We start from the raw sequence: 20,526 nt of genomic DNA, 5'->3' as shown, positions 1-20,526 counted from the left end.
TTATATCCTATTCTCAGCTCAATCACTTTGCTAATACCCTTTATGAACGTTTCATAAAGTCGAAGAATTCTTCATTTGTCTTAGTCATTGCTAACTTGTTAATGAGGAATTCCATTGCGTCAATTTCACCCATTGGATGAATAATTTTACGCAGGATCCACATTTTTTGTAGCTCATCTTGAGACGTCAGTAACTCTTCTTTACGTGTACCAGAACGATTGTAATCAATCGCAGGGAAAACACGTTTCTCAGCAATTTTACGAGACAGGTGTAATTCCATATTACCTGTACCCTTAAATTCTTCGTAGATAACTTCGTCCATCTTAGAACCCGTATCGACTAATGCTGTTGCAATGATAGTCAAGCTACCACCTTCTTCAACATTACGAGCCGCACCGAAGAAACGTTTAGGACGATGTAATGCGTTTGCATCCACACCACCTGTTAACACTTTACCTGATGAAGGAACAACTGTGTTATAAGCACGCGCTAAACGTGTGATGGAGTCTAACAGGATGATAACGTCTTTTTTATGCTCAACTAAACGCTTCGCTTTTTCAATCACCATTTCTGCAACTTGTACGTGGCGAGAAGCTGGCTCGTCAAAGGTTGAAGCAATAACTTCCCCTTTTACTAAGCGTTGCATTTCTGTCACTTCTTCTGGACGTTCATCAATCAGAAGTACCATTAATACGCAATCTGGGTAGTTATGAGCAATATTTGCTGCAATGTTTTGCAGCAACATGGTTTTACCCGCTTTTGGTGGAGCAACGATAAGACCACGTTGACCACGGCCAATTGGTGCCGCTAAGTCAAGAACACGCGCGGTTAAGTCTTCTGTTGAACCATTACCACGTTCCATGCGTAAACGATTATTAGCATGTAAAGGTGTTAAGTTTTCAAAGAGGATTTTACTGCGGGCATTTTCTGGCTTATCAAAGTTAACTTCATTAACTTTTAGGAGGGCAAAATAGCGTTCACCTTCTTTAGGAGGACGAATTTTCCCTGCGATGGTGTCACCAGTGCGAAGGTTAAAACGGCGAATTTGACTTGGAGAAACGTAGATATCATCGGGACCAGCAAGGTAGGAACTGTCTGCGGAACGTAGGAAGCCGAAGCCATCCTGCAATATTTCCAGCACACCGTCACCGAAAATATCTTCTCCACTTTTCGCGTGTTGCTTCAAGATAGAGAAAATAATGTCTTGCTTTCTCATTCGAGCCAGATTCTCTAGCCCCATATTTTCGCCAAGTGCTATCAGTTCTGATACCGGCGTATTTTTTAATTCGGTAAGATTCATAATGGTGGGTTCTTAATAACTCGGGGTAACTCTCGAACTATGAACGTGAATAGTATAACAGCGAATCGCTGTCAGTTTCGTCATGTGTAAAATTACAGATTATAACTTTCTAACATAAGGGTATAACTAAAATGATAATGTTAGAGAGTGTTAATACTATTAGACCAGTCTGCTTTATCCCAGAAAAGTGACATTCATTTTCGCGATGTATGAGTGTACTTTCAACTTATGGGTTAGGAACATACTTTGGAAAAATTTATATTCCCTGAATACTATAGATTATTCTAAGGCAACTTGACTGGTTAGATGAATTCAGATTACTTATATTAAATATCATATTAGATTAAATATCATATCATGTTATTCAATTCTATTACTTTGCACGCTTGATATTCAATATCTCAGACTTATTTAATCGTGTCTAATCATATTGACAAGTAGATCCGATATATTATGTAAGTAAGTGGCGCTAACTTATCATGCTTCGAAGCGGACGTCTAGCTGTCAATAACAGAAATACTGACAAGGTCTAAACGTCCTACTTTTATTTTTGATATCTAAATCAAATTAGATATTTTCGTCTAAAAACTCTTTCAGTTGAGTTTTTGACAATGCGCCTACTTTAGTCGCAGCAACTGCACCGTTTTTGAATAAAATCAGTGTAGGAATACCGCGAATACCGTATTTTGGTGCTGTCAGCGGGTTTTGATCGATGTTTAGCTTAGCAACTGTTAATTTACCAGCGTATTCTGTTGCAACTTCATCTAGAATAGGAGCAATCATTTTACATGGGCCACACCATTCAGCCCAGAAATCAACGAGCACAGGGCCGGTTGCATTTAATACATCAGCATCGAATTTGCTGTCAGATAAGTGAAGGATTTTATCGCTCATTGTTCTACTCCAAAGAATAATATTGACCGTACCAGTGTAACATTAAATAACAAAAGTCTGTCTGCATTTCAGCGGATAAACTTTTGTAATGCAACCCATAACTGATATTCTATTACATTATGAGCAAAACATATTTGACAGAAAAGAAGTTTTCCGACTTCGCCTTGCATCCAAAAGTGATAGAAGCCCTTGAGAAAAAAGGGTTCTCTAATTGTACACAAATTCAGGCATTGACGTTACCTATCACTGTGAAAGGTCAAGACATTGCCGGGCAAGCCCAAACAGGAACAGGCAAAACGTTGGCGTTTTTAACCTCAACGTTTCATTATCTTTTAACACACCCTGCTAAAGAAGGGCATGAAACCAATCAACCTCGTGCACTTATTATGGCGCCAACACGCGAATTAGCCGTGCAGATTTATTCTGATGCTAAAGAGCTTGCGCAAAATACAGGGATTAAAATGGGTCTCGCCTACGGCGGCGATGGCTATGACGAACAACTCAAAGTATTAAGTAATGGTGTCGATATTGTTATTGGCACAACAGGTCGTTTAATTGATTACGTTAAACAAGGCCATATTAACCTTAGCGCAATCCAAGTTGTGGTACTTGATGAAGCTGACAGAATGTACGATCTCGGCTTTATTAAAGATATTCGTTGGATTTTCCGTCGTATGCCAGTTGCAGCTGAGCGTATGAATATGCTGTTTTCTGCAACGCTTTCTTACCGCGTCAGAGAACTGGCTTTTGAGCAGATGAATAACCCTGAATATGTTGAAGTTGAACCTGAACAAAAAACAGGTTTTAGCATAAAAGAAGAACTCTTTTATCCTTCAAATGAAGAGAAAATGCGTCTTCTTCAAACATTAATTGAAGAAGAATGGCCAGATCGCTGTATCATTTTCGCCAATACAAAACATCGTTGTGATGACATTTGGGCACACCTTGCCGCAGATGGACACCGCGTTGGTTTATTAACAGGTGATGTTCCTCAGAAAAAACGTCTACGCATTTTAGAAGATTTTACCCAAGGTAATATTGATATTCTGGTTGCCACTGACGTTGCTGCTAGAGGTCTTCATATTCCATCAGTAACGCATGTTTTTAACTATGATTTACCTGATGATTGTGAAGATTATGTTCACCGTATTGGTAGAACAGGGCGTGCTGGAAATAGTGGTAACTCAATCAGTCTTGCATGTGAAGAATATGCACTGAATTTACCTGCAATTGAGACTTATATTCAACATGCTATTCCTGTGAGTAAATATAATAGTGATGCGTTATTAGCTGATCTTCCTGAGCCTAAACGCCGTCACCGTCCTCGCCAAGGTCAGCCTCGTCGCAATAATGCGCCAGTGCGAAATAATAGAGGAAATAATACTCAACGTAACAACCGAAATAAACGCCCGAGTCATCCATAAATTATGCTGAAATCCTCATCACTTTATGCTGCTATTGATTTAGGTTCTAACAGTTTTCATATGTTAGTCGTTCGAGAAATCGCGGGCTCTATACAAGTTCTTTCCCGCGTGAAACGTAAAGTTCGACTCGCTGCTGGCCTAAACAGTGAAAATGAATTGTCAGAGCAGGCAATGGAACGCGGTTGGCAATGTTTACGACTTTTTTCTGAATATCTACGTGATATTCCGACTGAACAAATCAGAGTCGTAGCAACAGCCACATTACGTATTGCTAAAAATGCAGATATTTTTGTCGCAAAAGCGTCTGAAATATTGGGCAATACTGTTCATGTTATTAGTGGTGAGGAAGAAGCACGCCTTATCTATCGTGGCGTTGCACATACCACTGGTGGTGCAGAGCAACGTTTAGTTGTCGATATTGGTGGTGGCAGCACAGAGCTGGTTACAGGTACTGGTGCTAAAACGACACAATTAATGAGCTTAAGTATGGGCTGTGTAACTTGGTTAGAGCGCTATTTTACTGATCGCTCTTTAACTCAAGAAAATTTTGCTAAAGCGCAAGACGCAGCCAAAGCGATACTCGCCCCAGTGGCGGATAAATTAATTGAGCAAGGCTGGCAAGTGTGTGTGGGCGCCTCTGGTACTGTACAGGCGTTGCAAGAGATCATGATTGCTCAAGGTATGGATGAATTAATCACCTTACCTAAGCTTGAGCGGCTCAAACACAAAGCCATTGAATGTGGAAAACTGGAAGAATTGGAAATTGAAGGGCTTACTTTTGAACGAGCCTTAGTGTTTCCGAGTGGGCTTGCTATCTTAATCGCCATATTTGAAACACTGCATATCGACAATATGATCTTAGCAGGTGGTGCATTACGAGAAGGCTTAGTCTATGGAATGTTGCATCTTCCTATTGAGCAAGATATTCGCCAACGTACTCTTCGTAATGTCCAGCGTCGGTTTCAGATTGATATTGAGCAGGCACACCGAGTTCAACAACTTGCAGAACACTTTTTTATCCAAGTCAGCAAGAGTTGGCAGTTAGATAATCGTTGCCGCGAGTTGCTTAATAGCGCTAGTGCATTACATGAAATTGGCCTAAGTGTTGATTTCCGCCAAGCACCTTCACATGCAAGCTATCTGATCTCTCATCTTGATTTACCAGGATATACACCGGCGCAACGACGTTTATTAGCTTCTTTGCTAAAAAACCAAACAGGGATCATCGATCTTGCACCTCTTAATCATCAAAATGCCCTACCGATAACTCAAGCCAATCGACTGGTGCGTTTACTGCGATTAGCCATCATTTTTGCTAGCCGTCGCCGTGATGATACGCTTCCTGCATTACGATTACGCACTGAAGATGAGAAGCTCATTATTACACTGCCATATCAATGGCTTAATGAGCATCCGTTACGTGCTGAAAATCTCCAAGAAGAGATCCAACTTCAGAGTTATGTCCATTGGTCTTTAATGATTGAAGAACAAAATAGCTCTCGTATAAGTTAACTTTTTTATTTATACAAAAATAAAACCCCTTGGACATCAATATGCCAAGGGGTTAGTTTTATCGACAACTCTCTATGCTATTCAGGTTTATGCCTTGCCAACATAGCTCTTAATCCTGCAACACCTTTTTGCCTTTTCTCTTGTTTTTCCTCAGCACTTAACACTTTCTTTTTATTGGTATCCCAATTCAAATCATCTTGAGGTAATTCATAAAGAAAACGGCTCGGTTCAGGTTTGATTAATTCACCGTATTGGCGCCTTTCCTTACATAACGTAAACGTGAGTGTTTTTTGTGCTCGAGTAATGCCCACATAAGCAAGACGTCTTTCTTCGTCTACATTATCTTCATCAATACTGCTTTGGTGTGGCAATATGCCCTCTTCCATTCCCACTAAAAACACATGAGGGAACTCAAGACCTTTAGAGGCATGTAATGTCATTAACTGAACTTGATCTAACTCTTCTTCTGTTTCTCCTCGCTCCATCATATCGCGCAAGGTAAAACGATTAACGACTTGAGAAAGCGTCATCGGTTCATGCAATTCATCACCTTCAAGCATTTCACTCATCCATAAAAATAGCTGATTAATATTTTTCATCCTCATTTCAGCCGCTTTTGCGCTACTTGAGGTTTCATATAACCAGCTTTCATAATCCATTTCATGCAATAAATCACGTACAGCTAACAGTGGTTCTCGCTCTGATTTTTGTACTATACGCGACATCCATTGCGAAAATGCTTGTAATGAATTCAAACCTCGACCTGTTAATGTTTGGCTTAGCCCCAAATCAAAACAGGCATTGTATAAGCTTTTATCTCGAACTTTTGCCCACTCACCTAATTTTTGAATTGTCATAGGGCCGATTTCACGACGAGGCTTATTCACAATACGTAAAAATGCCGCATCATCATCAGGATTAGTAATGACTCGTAAATAGGCAAGGATATCTTTTATCTCTTCTCGTGAAAAAAAGGAGGTTTCACCCGAAATACGATAAGGAATGCGATTTTGCATCAAGTATTTTTCAAAAATACGCGACTGGTGATTACCACGATAAAGTATCGCGTAATCCTTATAATTGGTTTTATTAATAAAGTGATGCGCAATTAATTCGCCCGCGACACGCTCTGCTTCGTGCTCTTCATTATTTGCCGTTAAAACACGAAGTTCATCACCATAACCTAACTCTGAAAATAAGCGTTTTTCAAAAACATGGGGATTATTTTCAATCAAGATATTGGCAGATTTTAAAATACGCCCCGAAGATCGATAATTTTGCTCAAGTTTAATGACATTAAGTTGAGGGAAATCTTTTTGTAACAACACTAAATTTTGAGGGCGAGCACCACGCCATGAATAAATAGATTGGTCATCATCGCCCACAACGGTAAAACGCGCTCTTTCACCCACCAACCATTTCACTAATTCATATTGGCTGGTATTGGTGTCTTGATATTCATCCACCAGCAAATAACGGATACGTCTTTGCCAGCGCTCTCTCACTTCTTCATTCGTGCGCAATAACATAGTTGGTCGACTAATTAAGTCATCAAAATCGAGTACATTACAACTACGCAGATGTTGTTCATAACGTCGAAAACATTCGGCAAAAGTATGATCTTGTTGCGATCTCGCTATTCCTATTGCTTGCTCTGGCGTGAGCATGTCATTTTTCCAGTTAGAGATTTGGCTCTTTAACTGAGACAGCAAATCTTTATCTTCTTCTAATAAATCAGCCGTTAATTCTTTAAGTAATGCAGATTGGTCTTGATCATCAAACAATGAAAATTTAGCTTTAATACCTAGTGCTTTATATTCACGTTTAATAATTTCCAATCCCAAGGTATGGAACGTTGAGATCATTAATCCTTTCGCTTCTTGGCGACCTAAGGTTTGAGCAACACGCTCTTTCATTTCACGCGCGGCTTTATTAGTAAACGTAACCGCCGCAATCTGCTTTGCTGGGTATTGGCATTGACGAATAAGATGTGCAATTTTATTGGTAATAACCCGTGTTTTACCCGATCCCGCACCTGCCAAGACCAAACAAGGGCCTGACACATATTCCACTGCTTTTTGCTGACCGGGATTTAATCGCATACTTTTTCCAAACTTCATTAACCAAGAACATAACGGGGGATAATTGTAGCAGAAAGTGCATAGAAAGATGGTTCGGTTTTAGGATTTGGAGATCATTTTCGATAAGAAAATTAAATTTATATAGTTTAAACTTTGTATACTATTTCAACGAAATAGGAATATATTGCAGACATAAATCAATTTGAACATAACAAGATGAACAGAAAACAAAAAAATATTAATAAATACATAAAGAAGAATAAGTTTGAACCTAATCCAAAGACATTAATCACTTTTATAAAAACAGATAAAAATATTGATATTTTTCATATTGATGGCGCTAATAATTTATTCAAAAACTTAGATATTTAGACCAAAAAACAAAAAACCGTATTTCATTAAGAAACACGGTTTTCAACAAATTGAATCTTACGCTTATTTTTCTAAGCTATTTGCGAGAGAAGAAGGCGGCAAAGGAGGTTATCCCAAGGAGCATACATGAGTATGTGACTTGGGTAACCGAGTGTAGCCAACGCACTTATCGCGTAAAGAGCGACGAAAAATCGGAAAATTAGTTGCCTACAGCAATTTTCTTCATATCCGTCATATACCCGCGCAAGGTTTTACCTACGGCTTCAATTGGGTGCTGACGAATTGCTTCATTGATATCACGCAATTGCGCATTATCTGTTCCATTATCTTGAACTTTCTTCGCTAAATCGCCACTTTGCAATGTTGTCATAAACTCTTTCAACATCGGCACAACCGCAAATGAGAACAAATAGTTGCCATATTCTGCCGTATCAGAGATAACCACATTCATTTCATACAAACGCTTACGAGCGATGGTATTCGCGATTAATGGTAACTCATGCAGTGATTCATAATAAGCTGACTCTGCAAAGATCCCTGCTTCAATCATGGTATCAAACGCTAATTCAACACCCGCTTTAACCATTGCAACCATTAATACACCGTGATCAAAGTACTCTTGCTCACTGATTTTACCCTCATATTCAGGGTAATTTTCAAATGCGCTTGCTCCAGTCTCTTCACGCCATGTCAGCAAGTTTTTATCATCATTTGCCCAATCTGCCATCATAGTTTCAGAGAATTTACCTGAAATGATATCATCCATATGTTTCGCAAACAGTGGAGCCATGATCTCTTTCAGTTGCTCTGATAATGCATATGCACGCATTTTCGCAGGGTTAGATAATCTGTCCATCATTAAGGTGATACCACCTTGTTTCAGTGCTTCTGTAATGGTTTCCCAACCAAACTGAATCAACTTACCTGCATAGCCTGGTTCAACACCATCGGCAACCATTTTGTCATAACATAACAATGAGCCTGCTTGTAACATACCGCACAGAATGGTTTGCTCACCCATTAAGTCAGATTTTACTTCAGCAACAAAAGAAGATTCTAAAACACCAGCGCGATGACCACCTGTTGCCGCTGCCCATGCTTTAGCAATAGCCATTCCTTCGCCTTTCGCATCATTTTCAGGGTGAACAGCAATCAGTGTTGGAACACCAAAACCACGCTTATATTCTTCGCGAACTTCTGTACCTGGGCATTTTGGTGCAACCATCACAACAGTGATGTCATCACGAATTTTTTCGCCAACTTCAACGATATTAAAACCATGAGAATAGCCTAATGCTGCACCTGATTTCATCAGTGGTTGAACAGCTTGAACAACAGCAGAGTGCTGTTTGTCTGGCGTTAAGTTAACCACTAAATCTGCCTGAGGGATCAACGCTTCATAGGTGCCAACTTCAAAGCCGTTTTCGGTCGCGCGACGCCATGATGCACGTTTCTCATCAATCGCTTCTTGGCGTAAGGCATACGCAATATTCAAACCTGAATCACGCATATTTAAACCTTGGTTAAGACCTTGAGCGCCACAACCAACGATAACGACTTTTTTGCCTTTCAGATAATTTGCTTCATCAGCAAATTCTTCGCGTGACATAAAGCGACATTTACCTAATTGCGACAACTGCTGACGCAGATTCAATGTATTAAAATAATTTGCCATAGAAGACTCCAAAATCGTTGTGTATGTGTTTGCTGTTATTATCCTCACTCTCAGTGAGGTGTTGCATGACTTTACTATATGGGATGAAAGCCATTGCTTAAATTGATATATTTACAAGATAGTGTTGCAAAAAATGCAACGTACTTTTTTATCACAATGGGTGGCTGACAATGGATATTCGTGATCTCAAACTCTTCCTGCATTTAGCTGAAAGTTGCCACTTCACCAAGACAGCGCAGGCAATGCACGTCAGCCCTTCAACGCTCTCTCGTCAAATTCAACGCCTTGAAGAAAGCTTAGGTCATCCTCTGTTTTTACGTGATAACAGACAAGTGACTCTCACCGATGCTGGCGAGCAGTTAAAACGCTATGCTCAACAAACCTTATTGCAATATAAGCAACTTAAGCACACGTTAAATCAAAATAGCCCAAGCCTTTCTGGCGAATTACGCCTATTTTGTTCTGTAACAGCGGCTTACAGCCATTTACCCTCTATTCTTGATCGCTTTCGTGCTGAACACCCATTAGTTGAAATAAAACTCACCACAGGAGATGCAGCTGATGCAGTCGATAAAGTGCAATCTGATGAGGCCGATTTAGGTATTGCAGGAAAACCTGAAAAGCTTCCTGAAAATATCTGTTTTGAAAAAATAGGCGAAATTCCATTAGTACTGATTGCGCCCGCTCTGCCTTGTAATGTTCGTCATCTTGCAACACAAGAGAAACCCGATTGGCTCAATATTCCATTTATCATTCCTGAACATGGCCCATCGCGACAACGAATTGCATTATGGTTTAAGCGCCACCGTATCCATAATCCCTTAATTTATGCGACTGTTTCAGGGCATGAAGCGATTGTCTCAATGGTTGCGTTAGGTTGTGGTATCGCGCTTATTCCACAGGTCGTCGTTGATAATTGTCCAGAGCCTGTGCGTAATCGCATCTCTTCATTGGATAATATTTCAATGGTAGAACCTTTCGAATTAGGCGTTTGCGGATTACACAAACGCCTTCAAGAGCCTGTGATCAGTGCTTTTTGGCGATTACTCCACGACTAAGCTTGTCGTTTGTGGTGACAGAAATAGCTGAAAAGAAGGATTTCCTGTCTCATCATGATATTCATAGCCTAATGCATCTAAATGTCGCTCGAAACGCCCTTCTGTTTCGGGCAATTCAAATGCCACCAGCACTCGACCATAATCAGTACCATGACTGCGATAATGGAATAGTGTGATATTCCAATAAGTGCCTAACGTTTTTAAAAACTTCATTAAAGCACCCGGTGATTCTGGAAACTCGAAACTAAATAGACGCTCTTTAAGCGGCTTATTAGGACGACCACCGACCATATAACGCACATGCAGTTTTGCCATTTCATCATCAGATAAATCAGCGACTTGATAACCTGCAGTCGTAAGCTCCCGCAAAATTTCTTTACGCTCTGTAAGTCCTTGACTTAAACGTACGCCCACGAAAATACGTGCATTTTCAGGATCAGCATCGCTATAACGATAATTAAATTCAGTGACCACACGTTGACCTAGGATTTGGCAAAAACGTAAAAAACTGCCTTTTTGCTCAGGAATAGTCACAGCGAATAGCGCTTCACGTTTTTCGCCTAGTTCACAGCGTTCAGAAACATAACGTAAGCCATGAAAATTCACATTTGCACCAGAAAGTATATGCGCTAGACGCTCACCTTTGATCTGGTGCTCTTCTACGTATTTTTTCAGCCCAGCTAATGCCAATGCGCCCGAAGGCTCAGCAATCGCACGCACATCTTCAAATAAATCTTTTACAGCAGCACAAATTTCATCACTATCAACAGTAATCACATCATCGACATACTTCTGGCATAAACGAAAAGTTTCATCACCAATACGCTTAACGGCAACACCTTCTGCAAATAAGCCTACGCGAGCTAATTCAACAGGGTGTCCTGCCTTTAATGCTGCTTTTAAACATGCTGCATCTTCTGCTTCAACGCCGATAATTTTAATTTCTGGCATAAGCTGTTTGATTAATACAGCCACTCCAGCAATTAAACCTCCACCACCTACAGGTACGAAAATACGATCAAGATGAACATCTTGTTGCAATAATTCCATTGCTAATGTTGCCTGCCCTGCAATCACAGCGGGGTGATCAAAAGGCGGAACAAAGGTGTATCCCATCTCTTCAGAGAGTGCGATAGCTTTCGCTTTTGCTTCATCAAAGTTGGCACCATAAAGCAATGCTTCTCCACCAAATTGGCGAACCGCATCGACTTTGATATCCGCTGTTGCCACTGGCATCACGATTAATGCCTTTACACCCATTCGATTCGCTGACAACGCAACGCCTTGAGCGTGGTTACCCGCCGAAGCAGTTACAACGCCTTTCGCTTTTTGCTCAGGAGTCAACCCTGCAATCATGGTGTAAGCACCACGTAATTTAAAACTATGAACAGGTTGTCTATCTTCACGCTTAACTAAAATCGTATTTTCTAAGCGTTCAGAGATTTTTGTCATCTCTTGAAGTGGAGTGACAATTGCCGCTTCATAAACAGGTGCGCTCAGCGCCGCTTTTAAATATTCAGCGCTACTTGGTGCTGAATTTAAAGGTCTAAAGGCAGCCATTTCTTAGCCCCCTAATTTAGATTTATCGCGCACAGCACCTTTATCAGCACTGGTTGCTAAAGAGGCGTAAGCACGTAAGGCAAAAGAGACTTGGCGCTGTCTGTCTTGTGGTGTCCACGCTTTATCACCACGAGCATTTTGTGCATCACGACGTGCAGATAACGTTTTATCATCTACCTTTAATGAGATCTCACGAGTTGGAATATTGATAGAGACAATATCACCTTCTTCCACTAAACCAATTACACCACCACTTGCTGCTTCAGGTGAAACATGCCCGATAGATAAGCCAGATGTTCCCCCAGAGAAACGTCCGTCAGTGATAAGTGCGCAAGCTTTACCTAATCCCATTGATTTTAAATATGAGGTTGGATACAGCATCTCTTGCATACCTGGCCCACCTTTAGGACCTTCATAGCGAATAATGACCACATCGCCTGCCACTACTTTTCCACCTAAGATAGCCTCAACAGCATCATCTTGGCTTTCATATACTTTTGCAGGACCGCTAAAAATCAAGTTATCTTCATCAACGCCCGCAGTTTTAACAATACAGCCATCTTCTGCTAAGTTACCTGATAACACGGCCAATCCACCATCTTGGCTATAAGCATGTTCTTTACTGCGGATACACCCGTTTTCACGATCGGTATCTAAGGTTGGCCAACGGCAATTTTGAGAGAATGCCTTCGTGGTACGAATACCCGCAGGACCTGCTTGGAACATCGATTTTACTTGCTCATCTTGCGTTAACATCACGTCATATTGCGCTAACGTTTCTGGCAAGCTTAGCCCTAAGATATTATCCACATTACGGTTAAGTAATCCGGCTCTGTCTAATTCACCTAAAATACCCATAACTCCCCCTGCACGGTGAACATCTTCCATATGATATTTTTGTGTACTTGGTGCCACTTTACATAAATGAGGGACTTGGCGAGAAAGTCTGTCGATATCTTCCATGGTGAAGTCAACTTCACCTTCTTGTGCAGCAGCTAATAAATGCAGAACCGTATTTGTCGAGCCACCCATTGCAATATCTAAGATCATCGCATTTTCAAAGGCTTCTTTTTTAGCGATATTGCGCGGTAATGCGGACTCATCATCTTTTTCATAATAACGCTTGGTTAATTCAACAATTCGCTTACCTGCGTTGATAAACAGCGTTTCACGATCTGCGTGTGTTGCTAATAATGAGCCATTTCCGGGTTGAGATAATCCCAGAGCTTCGGTTAAACAGTTCATGGAGTTTGCGGTAAACATACCTGAACACGATCCGCAAGTCGGACAAGCAGATCGTTCAATTTGCTCACTATCCGCATCGCTAACATTGGGATTCGCCCCTTGGATCATGGCATCAACCAGATCCAATTTGATCAGTTGATCTGAAAGCTTCGTTTTACCTGCTTCCATAGGACCACCCGAAACAAAAATAACAGGAATATTTAAGCGTAAAGACGCCATTAACATTCCTGGGGTGATCTTGTCGCAGTTTGAGATACACACCATCGCATCAGCACAGTGCGCATTAACCATATATTCAACAGAGTCTGCGATAAGTTCACGCGATGGCAAAGAATAAAGCATACCACCGTGCCCCATTGCGATACCGTCATCAACCGCAATAGTATTAAATTCTTTAGCGACACCACCAGCGGCTTCAATTTGCTCAGCAACCAGTTTTCCTAAATCCCGCAGATGCACATGACCCGGTACAAATTGCGTAAATGAGTTCACAACAGCGATAATGGGTTTACCAAAATCAGCATCAGTCATTCCCGTTGCGCGCCATAAGGCACGGGCTCCCGCCATATTACGACCGTGTGTCGTTGTCGCTGAACGGTATTTAGGCATTTTTCACACTCCTGCGATAAAGAAAGCGAGTAGGGAACGAGCTACCCGCTAAACAAATTTATTTGATTATGTTTATGAATTGATTGGATCTAACCAGCCGTATTTATCTTCTGTCTCACCAGTGAACAGACCAAAGAACGCCTTTTGAATTGCTTTGGTCACAGGGCCACAACGTCCGATACCAACTTGAATACCATCAACACTACGTACTGGGGTTATCTCTGCGGCTGTACCTGACATAAAGACTTCATCTGCAAGATAAAGTGATTCACGAGAAAGGACTTGTTCACGCACTTCATAACCGAGATCTTTTGCTAATTTGATAATGGCATCACGCGTGATCCCCGGCAGTGCTGATGAAGTAAATGGAGGTGTAAAAATAACACCGTCTTTTACTTCAAATAGGTTTTCACCTGCACCTTCTGATAAATAGCCATGCACATCTAATGCAATCCCTTCTTGATAACCATGACGGCGAGCTTCGCTTCCCACTAATAGTGAAGATAAATAGTTACCACCCGCTTTTGCTGCTGTTGGAATAGTATTTGGTGCAGCACGATGCCAAGAAGAAACCATTGCATCAATACCTTTATCTAACGCTTCTTCACCGAGGTAAGCTCCCCATGGAAATGCAGCAATGATCACATCTGTTTTATAACCAGCTGGTGGATTAACACCCATACCGACATCACCAATAAAAACTAATGGGCGAATATAAGCACTGACTAATTTATTTTTACGTAAGGTCTCACGACAGGCTTCCATTAACTCATCAACACTTTGCTCAACAGGCATACGATAAATTTTTGCTGAATCATGTAAACGTTGCATGTGTTCACGATGGCGAAAGACCACAGGGCCTTTATGAGAATCATAACAACGCACACCTTCAAACACAGAGGTTCCATAATGTAATGCATGAGACATAACATGAACCTTTGCCTCAGCCCAAGGAACCATTTCACCGTTAAACCAAATATAATCAGCTTGCTTTGTCATTCTTTTATCCTTACATGGCACTTAGTGCATTCATGAATCGTAATTTTTCTTTCTGTTGATGTGATACTTGAATACCTGCAACATCAGCTAATTTTGTTAACTGGCTGCACAGAAGTTCTAATGGCCGCTGACTACTCACCGTCAGGCTTAAATTGATATTATTACTTTCAGTGATATTCATATTCATTGAGCATATATGAAAACCACGATGACGAATAACTCTCAGGATACGTTCTAAGATCTCTGGACAAAAACGGGCTTCAATTGTGATATTGTGTTGGTTCATTTTGATTTCTCCATCATCTCATCATTACTTGCGCCCGGCGGGACTAAAGGCCAGACATTTTCTGCGTCATCGATAGATACCTGTAATAAGTAAGGACCATCGCTCTCTAATAAACATTTTATTGCATCAGCAACCTGTGCTTTTTCTGTGATGCGTTGCCCAGGGATATCAAAAGCTTTTGCCAAGGCAACAAAGTCTGGATTATCTGTTAAAATCGTTTCGCTATAACGTTGTTCAAAAAATAACTCTTGCCATTGACGAACCATACCAAGACGTTGGTTATCTAATAGCACCAATTTGATAGGTAATTGCTTACGCTTAATTGTGCCCAATTCCTGTACATTCATCATAAAAGAGCCATCACCAGACACACAGATAACACATGCATCAGGTCTAGCAATTTGAGCGCCCACTGCTGCTGGGATACCAAATCCCATGGTGCCTAAACCACTTGAGGTGATAAAGTTTTCAGGTGCATCAAATGTCATATGTTGTGCCGACCACATTTGATGTTGGCCTACATCTGTTGTCACAATCGTATTTTCAGGTTTCGCATCTGATAATTGTTTTAATAATAATGGGGCATAAATTGCGGAGCCTGGATGATCGTAACGCCACGCGTGTTCGGCTTTTAATTCTTGTATTTCTTGTTGCCAAGCAGCGATAGATAATGGCTGAGACAAAGCAGGTAACAACACTTTCGCATCACCTAATAACGCTACATGCGCTTGTTTCAATTTATTTAATTCTGCATAGTCGATATCGATATGGATAACCTTGGCATTAGGTGCAAAAGTATTTAATCGCCCAGTAACGCGATCATCAAAACGAGCACCAACAGCGATTAATAAATCACTACGCTGAACAGCATAATTTGCCGCTTTAGTGCCATGCATACCTAACATGCCTAAATAGTTAGCATCTAATGCATCGGCACAGCCTAACCCTTTTAAAGTGGAAACAACGGGCATTTCTGTTTGCTTCACAAATGCTCTTAACGTTTCCACTGCATTGCTCATGGCAACACCACCACCTACATACAAAATCGGTTTTTGTGCCTTCGCTAACATCTGCTTAGCTTGATTTAACTCTTGTGTTGGATAAGAAAATTCTTGCTCTTCTGGTAATTCATAGCTTGATAAATGAGAAGCATCCGCCAATTGAACATCTTTAGGAATATCAATTAAAACAGGGCCAGGGCGACCTTGAGATGCGATAGAGAATGCCTCTGATAACACTCTTGGTAATTCATCAACCGTCGAAACTAAAAAACTATGTTTCGTACACGCCAATGAAAGACCTAAAACGTCAATTTCTTGGAATGCATCAGTACCAATTAAATTGGAAGCAACTTGCCCAGTGATAGCAACAACAGGCACAGAATCTAACAATGCATCAGCAAGTCCAGTGATGACATTAGTAGCGCCTGGGCCTGATGTCGCGATACAAATACCTGTCGTACCCGTAGAGCGAGCAAAACCAATAGCAGCAATTGCAGCACCTTGTTCATGGCGACATAAAACATGTTCAACACCACCATCATAAAGGGCATCGTAAACAGGCATGATAGCACCGCCAGGATAACCAAAGACTGTTTCGACTTGATGTTTTCGTAATGCCTGTACTAACCACTGTGCTCCATTCATTCTTTCACCCTGCCATCTTAACTTCTTGTTTAATTTGAATTTATTTTCTATTTAATCTTTTTTTCAAACTCAGGCTCAAAAAAAACCCCCGCGCCTTTCGGTGCGGGGGTTTTTAAGAGATCCGGCTAGTTTAGTTAGCCTTTCTTCGTCCTAGTGCAGCCCCGCACGGTGGGTTAATAATCACCACCACGCTGACAATAATTAGGCTAATCACTAGGACGATAGTATTCATAGTTTTATAACTTCTTTTCTTATTTAAAATGTATGTTTGTAATGTTGTGTTGTGTTTTCTTTCACTCTGTCCTTTTAGAGTTATCATGATATTTTAGAATTGACAATGTTTATTTTAAAAATAATTATAACATGATGAATTTTATATGTTTTTTATAGCGCAAACACCAATTAGAATATTCATCTATAAAATATTTATTTTTCAGTTATTAATACCAAGAAAGAACGCGTTATTTTGTTTTTTCTGCTATTGCATTTTATTATTCCAAGTTAAAAAACAATGATAATTTTCATTATATTTATATTAATTTATTAAATTAATTATTTAAAAAATTAATCATTATATTTCAATATTTTATATTATTTTCGAGATATCTCGCATTTATTTAACTCTTCATTTAACACAAAAGAAAAAATAATTTAAAAAGAAAAAAATAATGGAGAATAAAAAATGGCATTAGCAATAATATATACGCGTGCCTCTTTAGGAATATCAGCTCCGCTTATTACTATCGAGGCTCATATTAGTCAGGGATTACCTGGATTAACATTAGTTGGATTACCTGAAACTGTCGTAAAAGAAGCAAAAGATAGAGTAAGGAGTGCATTAATTAATAGCGGATATACTTATCCTGCAAAAAGAATAACGATTAATCTTTCACCTGCCGATTTACCCAAAGAAGGTGCGCGTTATGATTTACCTATTGCACTAGCAATACTCATTGCATCAGAACAATTAATATCAGATAAATTAGAGTGTTATGAGTTTATTGGAGAACTTGCACTTTCTGGAAAATTACAACGAGTTAATGCGGTTATTCCATCAATTCTTAGTGCATCAAAAGATCATCGAATATGTATTGTATCAACAGAACATCAAACTGAAGTTTCATTATTACCCAATAAATCGGCTTTATTAGCCTCTCATCTTTTAGAGATTTGTCATCATCTAGAAAATAATACGCCATTAATTGAAACAGAAAGTTTTATTATTAATGATGAAATTGAAAATCAAAATAATAAAGATATGAGCGATATAATTGGTCAAAATAATGCAAAAAGGGCAGCAGAAATCACAGCCGCAGGAAATCACAACATTTTATTTCTTGGGCCACCAGGAACAGGCAAAACAATGTTAGCGCAAAGAATAAGTACGCTTCTTCCGCCTTTAACTGCTAAAGAAGCACTTGATGTATTAATCATTAGTAGCTTAAGAGGAGTGACATTTGATGAAAGAAAGTGGCCTACAAGACCATTTAGAGCTCCACATCATACTTCCTCTGCTGTTGCTTTAACGGGAGGAGGCTCTCTTCCTAAACCTGGAGAAATTACATTAGCACATCACGGTATTTTATTTTTAGATGAATTACCAGAATTTGAGCGCCGAGTACTCGATGCATTACGTGAACCTCTAGATGCTAGGGAAATTACTATTTCACGCGCAAAAGCCAAAATAAGCTACCCTGCCAATGTATTATTGGTCGGTGCATTAAATCCAAGCCCAACAGGACATTATCAAGGTAATCACAACCGAGTACCAATAAAGCAAATCCTACGCTATTTAAGCAAGGTTTCTGGACCTTTTTTAGATAGGTTTGATTTATCTGTCGAAATGCCACTTCTTCCCCAAGGCGCGCTTATTCATCCTACATTTACTACAGAAAATAGTACGACAATTAGAGAACGTGTTCTAAAGGCAAGAGAAAGACAATTTGCACGATGTGGAAAAGTGAATACTTATTTAACTGGAAAAGAGATTGAATGCTATTGCTCATTGAATACCAGTGATGCAACTTTTCTTGAAGATACGCTTAATAAATTAGGATTATCGATACGAGCTTGGCATAAAATTTTAAGAGTATCGAGGACTATTGCAGATCTTGCAAATGAAGAGAAAATACAGAGAAATCATTTAATTGAAGCATTAAGCTTTCGTGCAATGGATAGATTAATGATCTATTTACAAAAACAACTAGATGGGTAATAAAAAGGAGCGAAAAAACGCTCCTTTTGACTAAAACTAATGATATTAATCATCAGAGTCGGTATAGTCATCAGATGGATCGAGCTGCGGCTTTCCACCCGATAATGTATGAAAACGTTTTGGACGACTTATACGACTCGTATATTTCTTCCAAATTTTTTCTTCAACCGTTGCTGCTTCTCGTTCGCCACGACACATGGCAACAAATAATTTTTCCGCTTCAGTTGTAGGCTCTCGTTTACCTAAATCAAGCTCGTTAAAGGCTTGACCATGACGTTCCAATATCTGGGATTCCTTGATAGTGAAATCGCCATGACGAGAAAAACCACGCGGATAATGTTTATTGTCAAAAAAACGATTAGTCGTGATAAAACTTTCTGCCATCTGACACACTCCTAATTCTCTATCATCATACTTATGGCGCGGAGTATTAGATAGTCATGCGGTTCTGTAAAACAAAATATTTAAATCGTAACGACAAATTTTTTTGGAGATATATGTGGATACCGAATTACTGAAAACCTTTTTGGAAGTCAGTAAGACTAGACACTTTGGGCGAGCCGCTGAATCTCTTTATTTAACTCAGTCTGCGGTTAGTTTTAGAATACGACAACTGGAAACACAATTAGGCACAAATCTATTTACTCGCCATCGTAATAATATTCGTCTAACTGTCGCAGGTGAAAGGCTGATCCCTTATGCTGAATCGTTAATGAATACATGGCTTCTCGCTAAAAAAGAGATTAGCCATGCTTCTCAACATTCAGAGCTATCAATTGGCGCCACAGCATCACTCTGGGAAGCATATCTGACATCTTGGTTGCAGGAATCTTATCTAGAAAGAGAAGAGCTCAGAATCGAATCTAGAGTCTCTACAAGGCAATCTCTTGTAAAACAACTTCATGCAAGAGAGCTCGATCTTCTTTTTACGACTGAAGCACCAAAGATGGATGAATTAGAAAGTAAAATTATTGGTGATATTACTTTTCAGTTGATGAAAATCGCATCAAATAAAACCGAAGAGATAGCACAATTTATCAAAATTGAATGGAGTGCTGATTTTCAGTCTTTTCTTTCTAATGGTGCAGTGCAAAAAATTGATCCTATTTTAACCACTAACTCCGCAATGATTGCTTATCAGTTAATGAAAACAACGCAAGCAGTTGCATTTTTACCTATGCATTGGCTAGATCTCTATTCAGATCTAGCCCCTGCCTCAACAGAAATTATTCAAAAACCTTTATTTGCGGTTTGGCTAAATACGAGTGATCAACAAGTATTGATACAACAGCTATTAAAACAGCCGATAAATCATCAATAAAGCTTAAATCCACGCTATAGTTATTCATGATATTAACGAATCACTCTTGGGTTTAAGCTTCATCTCTAGAATTTTTATTACATATAACAGGGAATATTACTAATAGATATTGGTAAAAGAAGCTCATTGGCAGGTTAGTCGGTGGGAATTTAGTGCAGTAAGTATTGAGAATATATAGATAACAAAAAGCCCAGTTAATTAACTGGGCTACAAAGAAGTATAAATTTTGTTATTACTTAATTGGTAACTGGCAGGGGCGGAGAGGCTCGAACTCCCAACACCCGGTTTTGGAGACCGGTGCTCTACCAATTGAACTACGCCCCTAAATA

The 20,526-nt window shown here is 39.8% G+C and carries 16 protein-coding genes and 1 tRNA gene; 5 read left to right on the top strand and 12 right to left on the bottom strand.

Going from position 1 to position 20,526, the window contains the following annotated elements:
• Window positions 1–40: 40 nt before the first annotated feature.
• Together rho and trxA are read right to left on the bottom strand one after the other, a co-directional pair.
• Window positions 41–1,300, bottom strand: a complete 1,260-nt coding sequence (rho, locus tag ACNARN_RS09990; protein WP_023583649.1) for a transcription termination factor Rho — start codon at window positions 1,298–1,300, stop codon at window positions 41–43.
• Between the two features lie 567 nt (window positions 1,301–1,867).
• Complete coding sequence (trxA, locus tag ACNARN_RS09985; RefSeq protein ID WP_006535838.1) at window positions 1,868–2,194, bottom strand: thioredoxin TrxA; 327 nt, start codon at window positions 2,192–2,194, stop codon at window positions 1,868–1,870.
• 119 nt (window positions 2,195–2,313) lie between these two features.
• On the opposite strand from trxA, the gene rhlB reads away from it, so the two are divergent.
• The gene (gene rhlB, locus ACNARN_RS09980; RefSeq protein WP_160229885.1) at window positions 2,314–3,618 is read left to right on the top strand and encodes an ATP-dependent RNA helicase RhlB; all 1,305 of its coding nucleotides are present in this window, start codon (window positions 2,314–2,316) and stop codon (window positions 3,616–3,618) included.
• 3 nt (window positions 3,619–3,621) lie between these two features.
• Window positions 3,622–5,130, top strand: a complete 1,509-nt coding sequence (gppA, locus tag ACNARN_RS09975) for a guanosine-5'-triphosphate,3'-diphosphate diphosphatase (protein WP_109372744.1) — start codon at window positions 3,622–3,624, stop codon at window positions 5,128–5,130.
• Between the two features lie 77 nt (window positions 5,131–5,207).
• Here the strand turns inward: gppA and rep are convergent, their stop codons facing one another.
• Together rep and ilvC are read right to left on the bottom strand one after the other, a co-directional pair.
• Window positions 5,208–7,232: a DNA helicase Rep gene (rep, locus tag ACNARN_RS09970; protein WP_416304433.1), complete on the bottom strand. Its 2,025-nt coding sequence runs from the start codon at window positions 7,230–7,232 to the stop codon at window positions 5,208–5,210.
• A gap of 550 nt (window positions 7,233–7,782) precedes the next feature.
• The gene (gene ilvC, locus ACNARN_RS09965; protein ID WP_109372748.1) at window positions 7,783–9,258 is read right to left on the bottom strand and encodes a ketol-acid reductoisomerase; all 1,476 of its coding nucleotides are present in this window, start codon (window positions 9,256–9,258) and stop codon (window positions 7,783–7,785) included.
• Window positions 9,259–9,428: 170 nt separating this feature from the next.
• Here ilvC and ilvY point away from each other — a divergent pair, with 170 nt between their 5' ends.
• Window positions 9,429–10,316: an HTH-type transcriptional activator IlvY gene (ilvY, locus tag ACNARN_RS09960; protein WP_198626377.1), complete on the top strand. Its 888-nt coding sequence runs from the start codon at window positions 9,429–9,431 to the stop codon at window positions 10,314–10,316.
• Here ilvY and ilvA read toward each other — a convergent pair.
• The 6 genes from ilvA to ilvL all read right to left on the bottom strand — a co-directional run bounded on the left by ilvA (window position 10,302) and on the right by ilvL (window position 16,893).
• Window positions 10,302–11,876: a threonine ammonia-lyase, biosynthetic gene (ilvA, locus tag ACNARN_RS09955; protein ID WP_198620256.1), complete on the bottom strand. Its 1,575-nt coding sequence runs from the start codon at window positions 11,874–11,876 to the stop codon at window positions 10,302–10,304. The genes ilvY and ilvA overlap by 15 nt on opposite strands.
• 3 nt (window positions 11,877–11,879) lie before the next feature.
• Entirely contained in the window at window positions 11,880–13,730 is a 1,851-nt protein-coding gene (gene ilvD, locus ACNARN_RS09950; protein WP_109372751.1) for a dihydroxy-acid dehydratase, read from the bottom strand.
• A gap of 72 nt (window positions 13,731–13,802) precedes the next feature.
• On the bottom strand, window positions 13,803–14,729 hold the full coding sequence (ilvE, locus tag ACNARN_RS09945) for a branched-chain-amino-acid transaminase (protein WP_069369927.1): 927 nt from the start codon (window positions 14,727–14,729) through the stop codon (window positions 13,803–13,805).
• Between the two features lie 10 nt (window positions 14,730–14,739).
• Window positions 14,740–15,015 carry an acetolactate synthase 2 small subunit gene (gene ilvM / locus ACNARN_RS09940; protein ID WP_023583660.1) on the bottom strand — a complete coding sequence of 92 codons (276 nt, stop codon included), beginning with the start codon at window positions 15,013–15,015 and terminating at the stop codon, window positions 14,740–14,742.
• Window positions 15,012–16,661 (bottom strand): acetolactate synthase 2 catalytic subunit, encoded by a 1,650-nt coding sequence (gene ilvG / locus ACNARN_RS09935; RefSeq protein ID WP_198620258.1) that lies wholly within the window; start codon window positions 16,659–16,661, stop codon window positions 15,012–15,014. Before ilvG ends, ilvM begins: the two co-directional genes overlap by 4 nt.
• 130 nt (window positions 16,662–16,791) lie before the next feature.
• Complete coding sequence (gene ilvL, locus ACNARN_RS09930) at window positions 16,792–16,893, bottom strand: ilv operon leader peptide (RefSeq protein WP_071788577.1); 102 nt, start codon at window positions 16,891–16,893, stop codon at window positions 16,792–16,794.
• Window positions 16,894–17,343: 450 nt separating this feature from the next.
• Between ilvL and ACNARN_RS09925 the strand changes: the two genes are divergently transcribed.
• Window positions 17,344–18,876, top strand: a complete 1,533-nt coding sequence (locus tag ACNARN_RS09925; protein ID WP_416304432.1) for a YifB family Mg chelatase-like AAA ATPase — start codon at window positions 17,344–17,346, stop codon at window positions 18,874–18,876.
• A gap of 45 nt (window positions 18,877–18,921) precedes the next feature.
• Here ACNARN_RS09925 and ACNARN_RS09920 read toward each other — a convergent pair whose 3' ends face one another.
• Window positions 18,922–19,260, bottom strand: coding sequence for a DUF413 domain-containing protein (locus ACNARN_RS09920; protein WP_036939631.1), 339 nt, complete (start codon window positions 19,258–19,260; stop codon window positions 18,922–18,924).
• A 115-nt stretch (window positions 19,261–19,375) separates the two neighbouring features.
• Here ACNARN_RS09920 and hdfR point away from each other — a divergent pair, with 115 nt between their 5' ends.
• Entirely contained in the window at window positions 19,376–20,197 is an 822-nt protein-coding gene (gene hdfR / locus ACNARN_RS09915) for an HTH-type transcriptional regulator HdfR (RefSeq protein ID WP_311747439.1), read from the top strand.
• A 248-nt stretch (window positions 20,198–20,445) separates the two neighbouring features.
• On the opposite strand, the gene ACNARN_RS09910 is transcribed toward hdfR, so the two are convergent.
• Window positions 20,446–20,521 (bottom strand) — tRNA-Trp (locus ACNARN_RS09910).
• Window positions 20,522–20,526: the final 5 nt, after the last annotated feature.

The sequence above is a fragment of the Proteus sp. TSJ240517 genome (assembly GCF_047921575.1).
Taxonomy (GTDB): Bacteria; Pseudomonadota; Gammaproteobacteria; order Enterobacterales; family Enterobacteriaceae; genus Proteus.
This window is presented reverse-complemented; position numbering and strand designations above follow the sequence as displayed.

What these genes read in the sequence shown, in the direction of transcription:
- rhlB (WP_160229885.1), top strand. Translation starts at nt 2,314, where the DNA reads ATGAGCAAAACATATTTGACAGAAAAGAAGTTTTCCGACTTCGCCTTG.
- trxA (WP_006535838.1), bottom strand. Translation starts at nt 2,194, where the DNA reads ATGAGCGATAAAATCCTTCACTTATCTGACAGCAAATTCGATGCTGAT.
- ilvC (WP_109372748.1), bottom strand. Translation starts at nt 9,258, where the DNA reads ATGGCAAATTATTTTAATACATTGAATCTGCGTCAGCAGTTGTCGCAA.
- ilvE (WP_069369927.1), bottom strand. Translation starts at nt 14,729, where the DNA reads ATGACAAAGCAAGCTGATTATATTTGGTTTAACGGTGAAATGGTTCCT.
- gppA (WP_109372744.1), top strand. Translation starts at nt 3,622, where the DNA reads ATGCTGAAATCCTCATCACTTTATGCTGCTATTGATTTAGGTTCTAAC.
- ilvD (WP_109372751.1), bottom strand. Translation starts at nt 13,730, where the DNA reads ATGCCTAAATACCGTTCAGCGACAACGACACACGGTCGTAATATGGCG.
- rep (WP_416304433.1), bottom strand. Translation starts at nt 7,232, where the DNA reads ATGCGATTAAATCCCGGTCAGCAAAAAGCAGTGGAATATGTGTCAGGC.
- ilvG (WP_198620258.1), bottom strand. Translation starts at nt 16,661, where the DNA reads ATGAATGGAGCACAGTGGTTAGTACAGGCATTACGAAAACATCAAGTC.
- ilvL (WP_071788577.1), bottom strand. Translation starts at nt 16,893, where the DNA reads ATGAATACTATCGTCCTAGTGATTAGCCTAATTATTGTCAGCGTGGTG.
- ilvY (WP_198626377.1), top strand. Translation starts at nt 9,429, where the DNA reads ATGGATATTCGTGATCTCAAACTCTTCCTGCATTTAGCTGAAAGTTGC.
- rho (WP_023583649.1), bottom strand. Translation starts at nt 1,300, where the DNA reads ATGAATCTTACCGAATTAAAAAATACGCCGGTATCAGAACTGATAGCA.
- ilvA (WP_198620256.1), bottom strand. Translation starts at nt 11,876, where the DNA reads ATGGCTGCCTTTAGACCTTTAAATTCAGCACCAAGTAGCGCTGAATAT.
- ACNARN_RS09925 (WP_416304432.1), top strand. Translation starts at nt 17,344, where the DNA reads ATGGCATTAGCAATAATATATACGCGTGCCTCTTTAGGAATATCAGCT.
- ACNARN_RS09920 (WP_036939631.1), bottom strand. Translation starts at nt 19,260, where the DNA reads ATGGCAGAAAGTTTTATCACGACTAATCGTTTTTTTGACAATAAACAT.
- ilvM (WP_023583660.1), bottom strand. Translation starts at nt 15,015, where the DNA reads ATGAACCAACACAATATCACAATTGAAGCCCGTTTTTGTCCAGAGATC.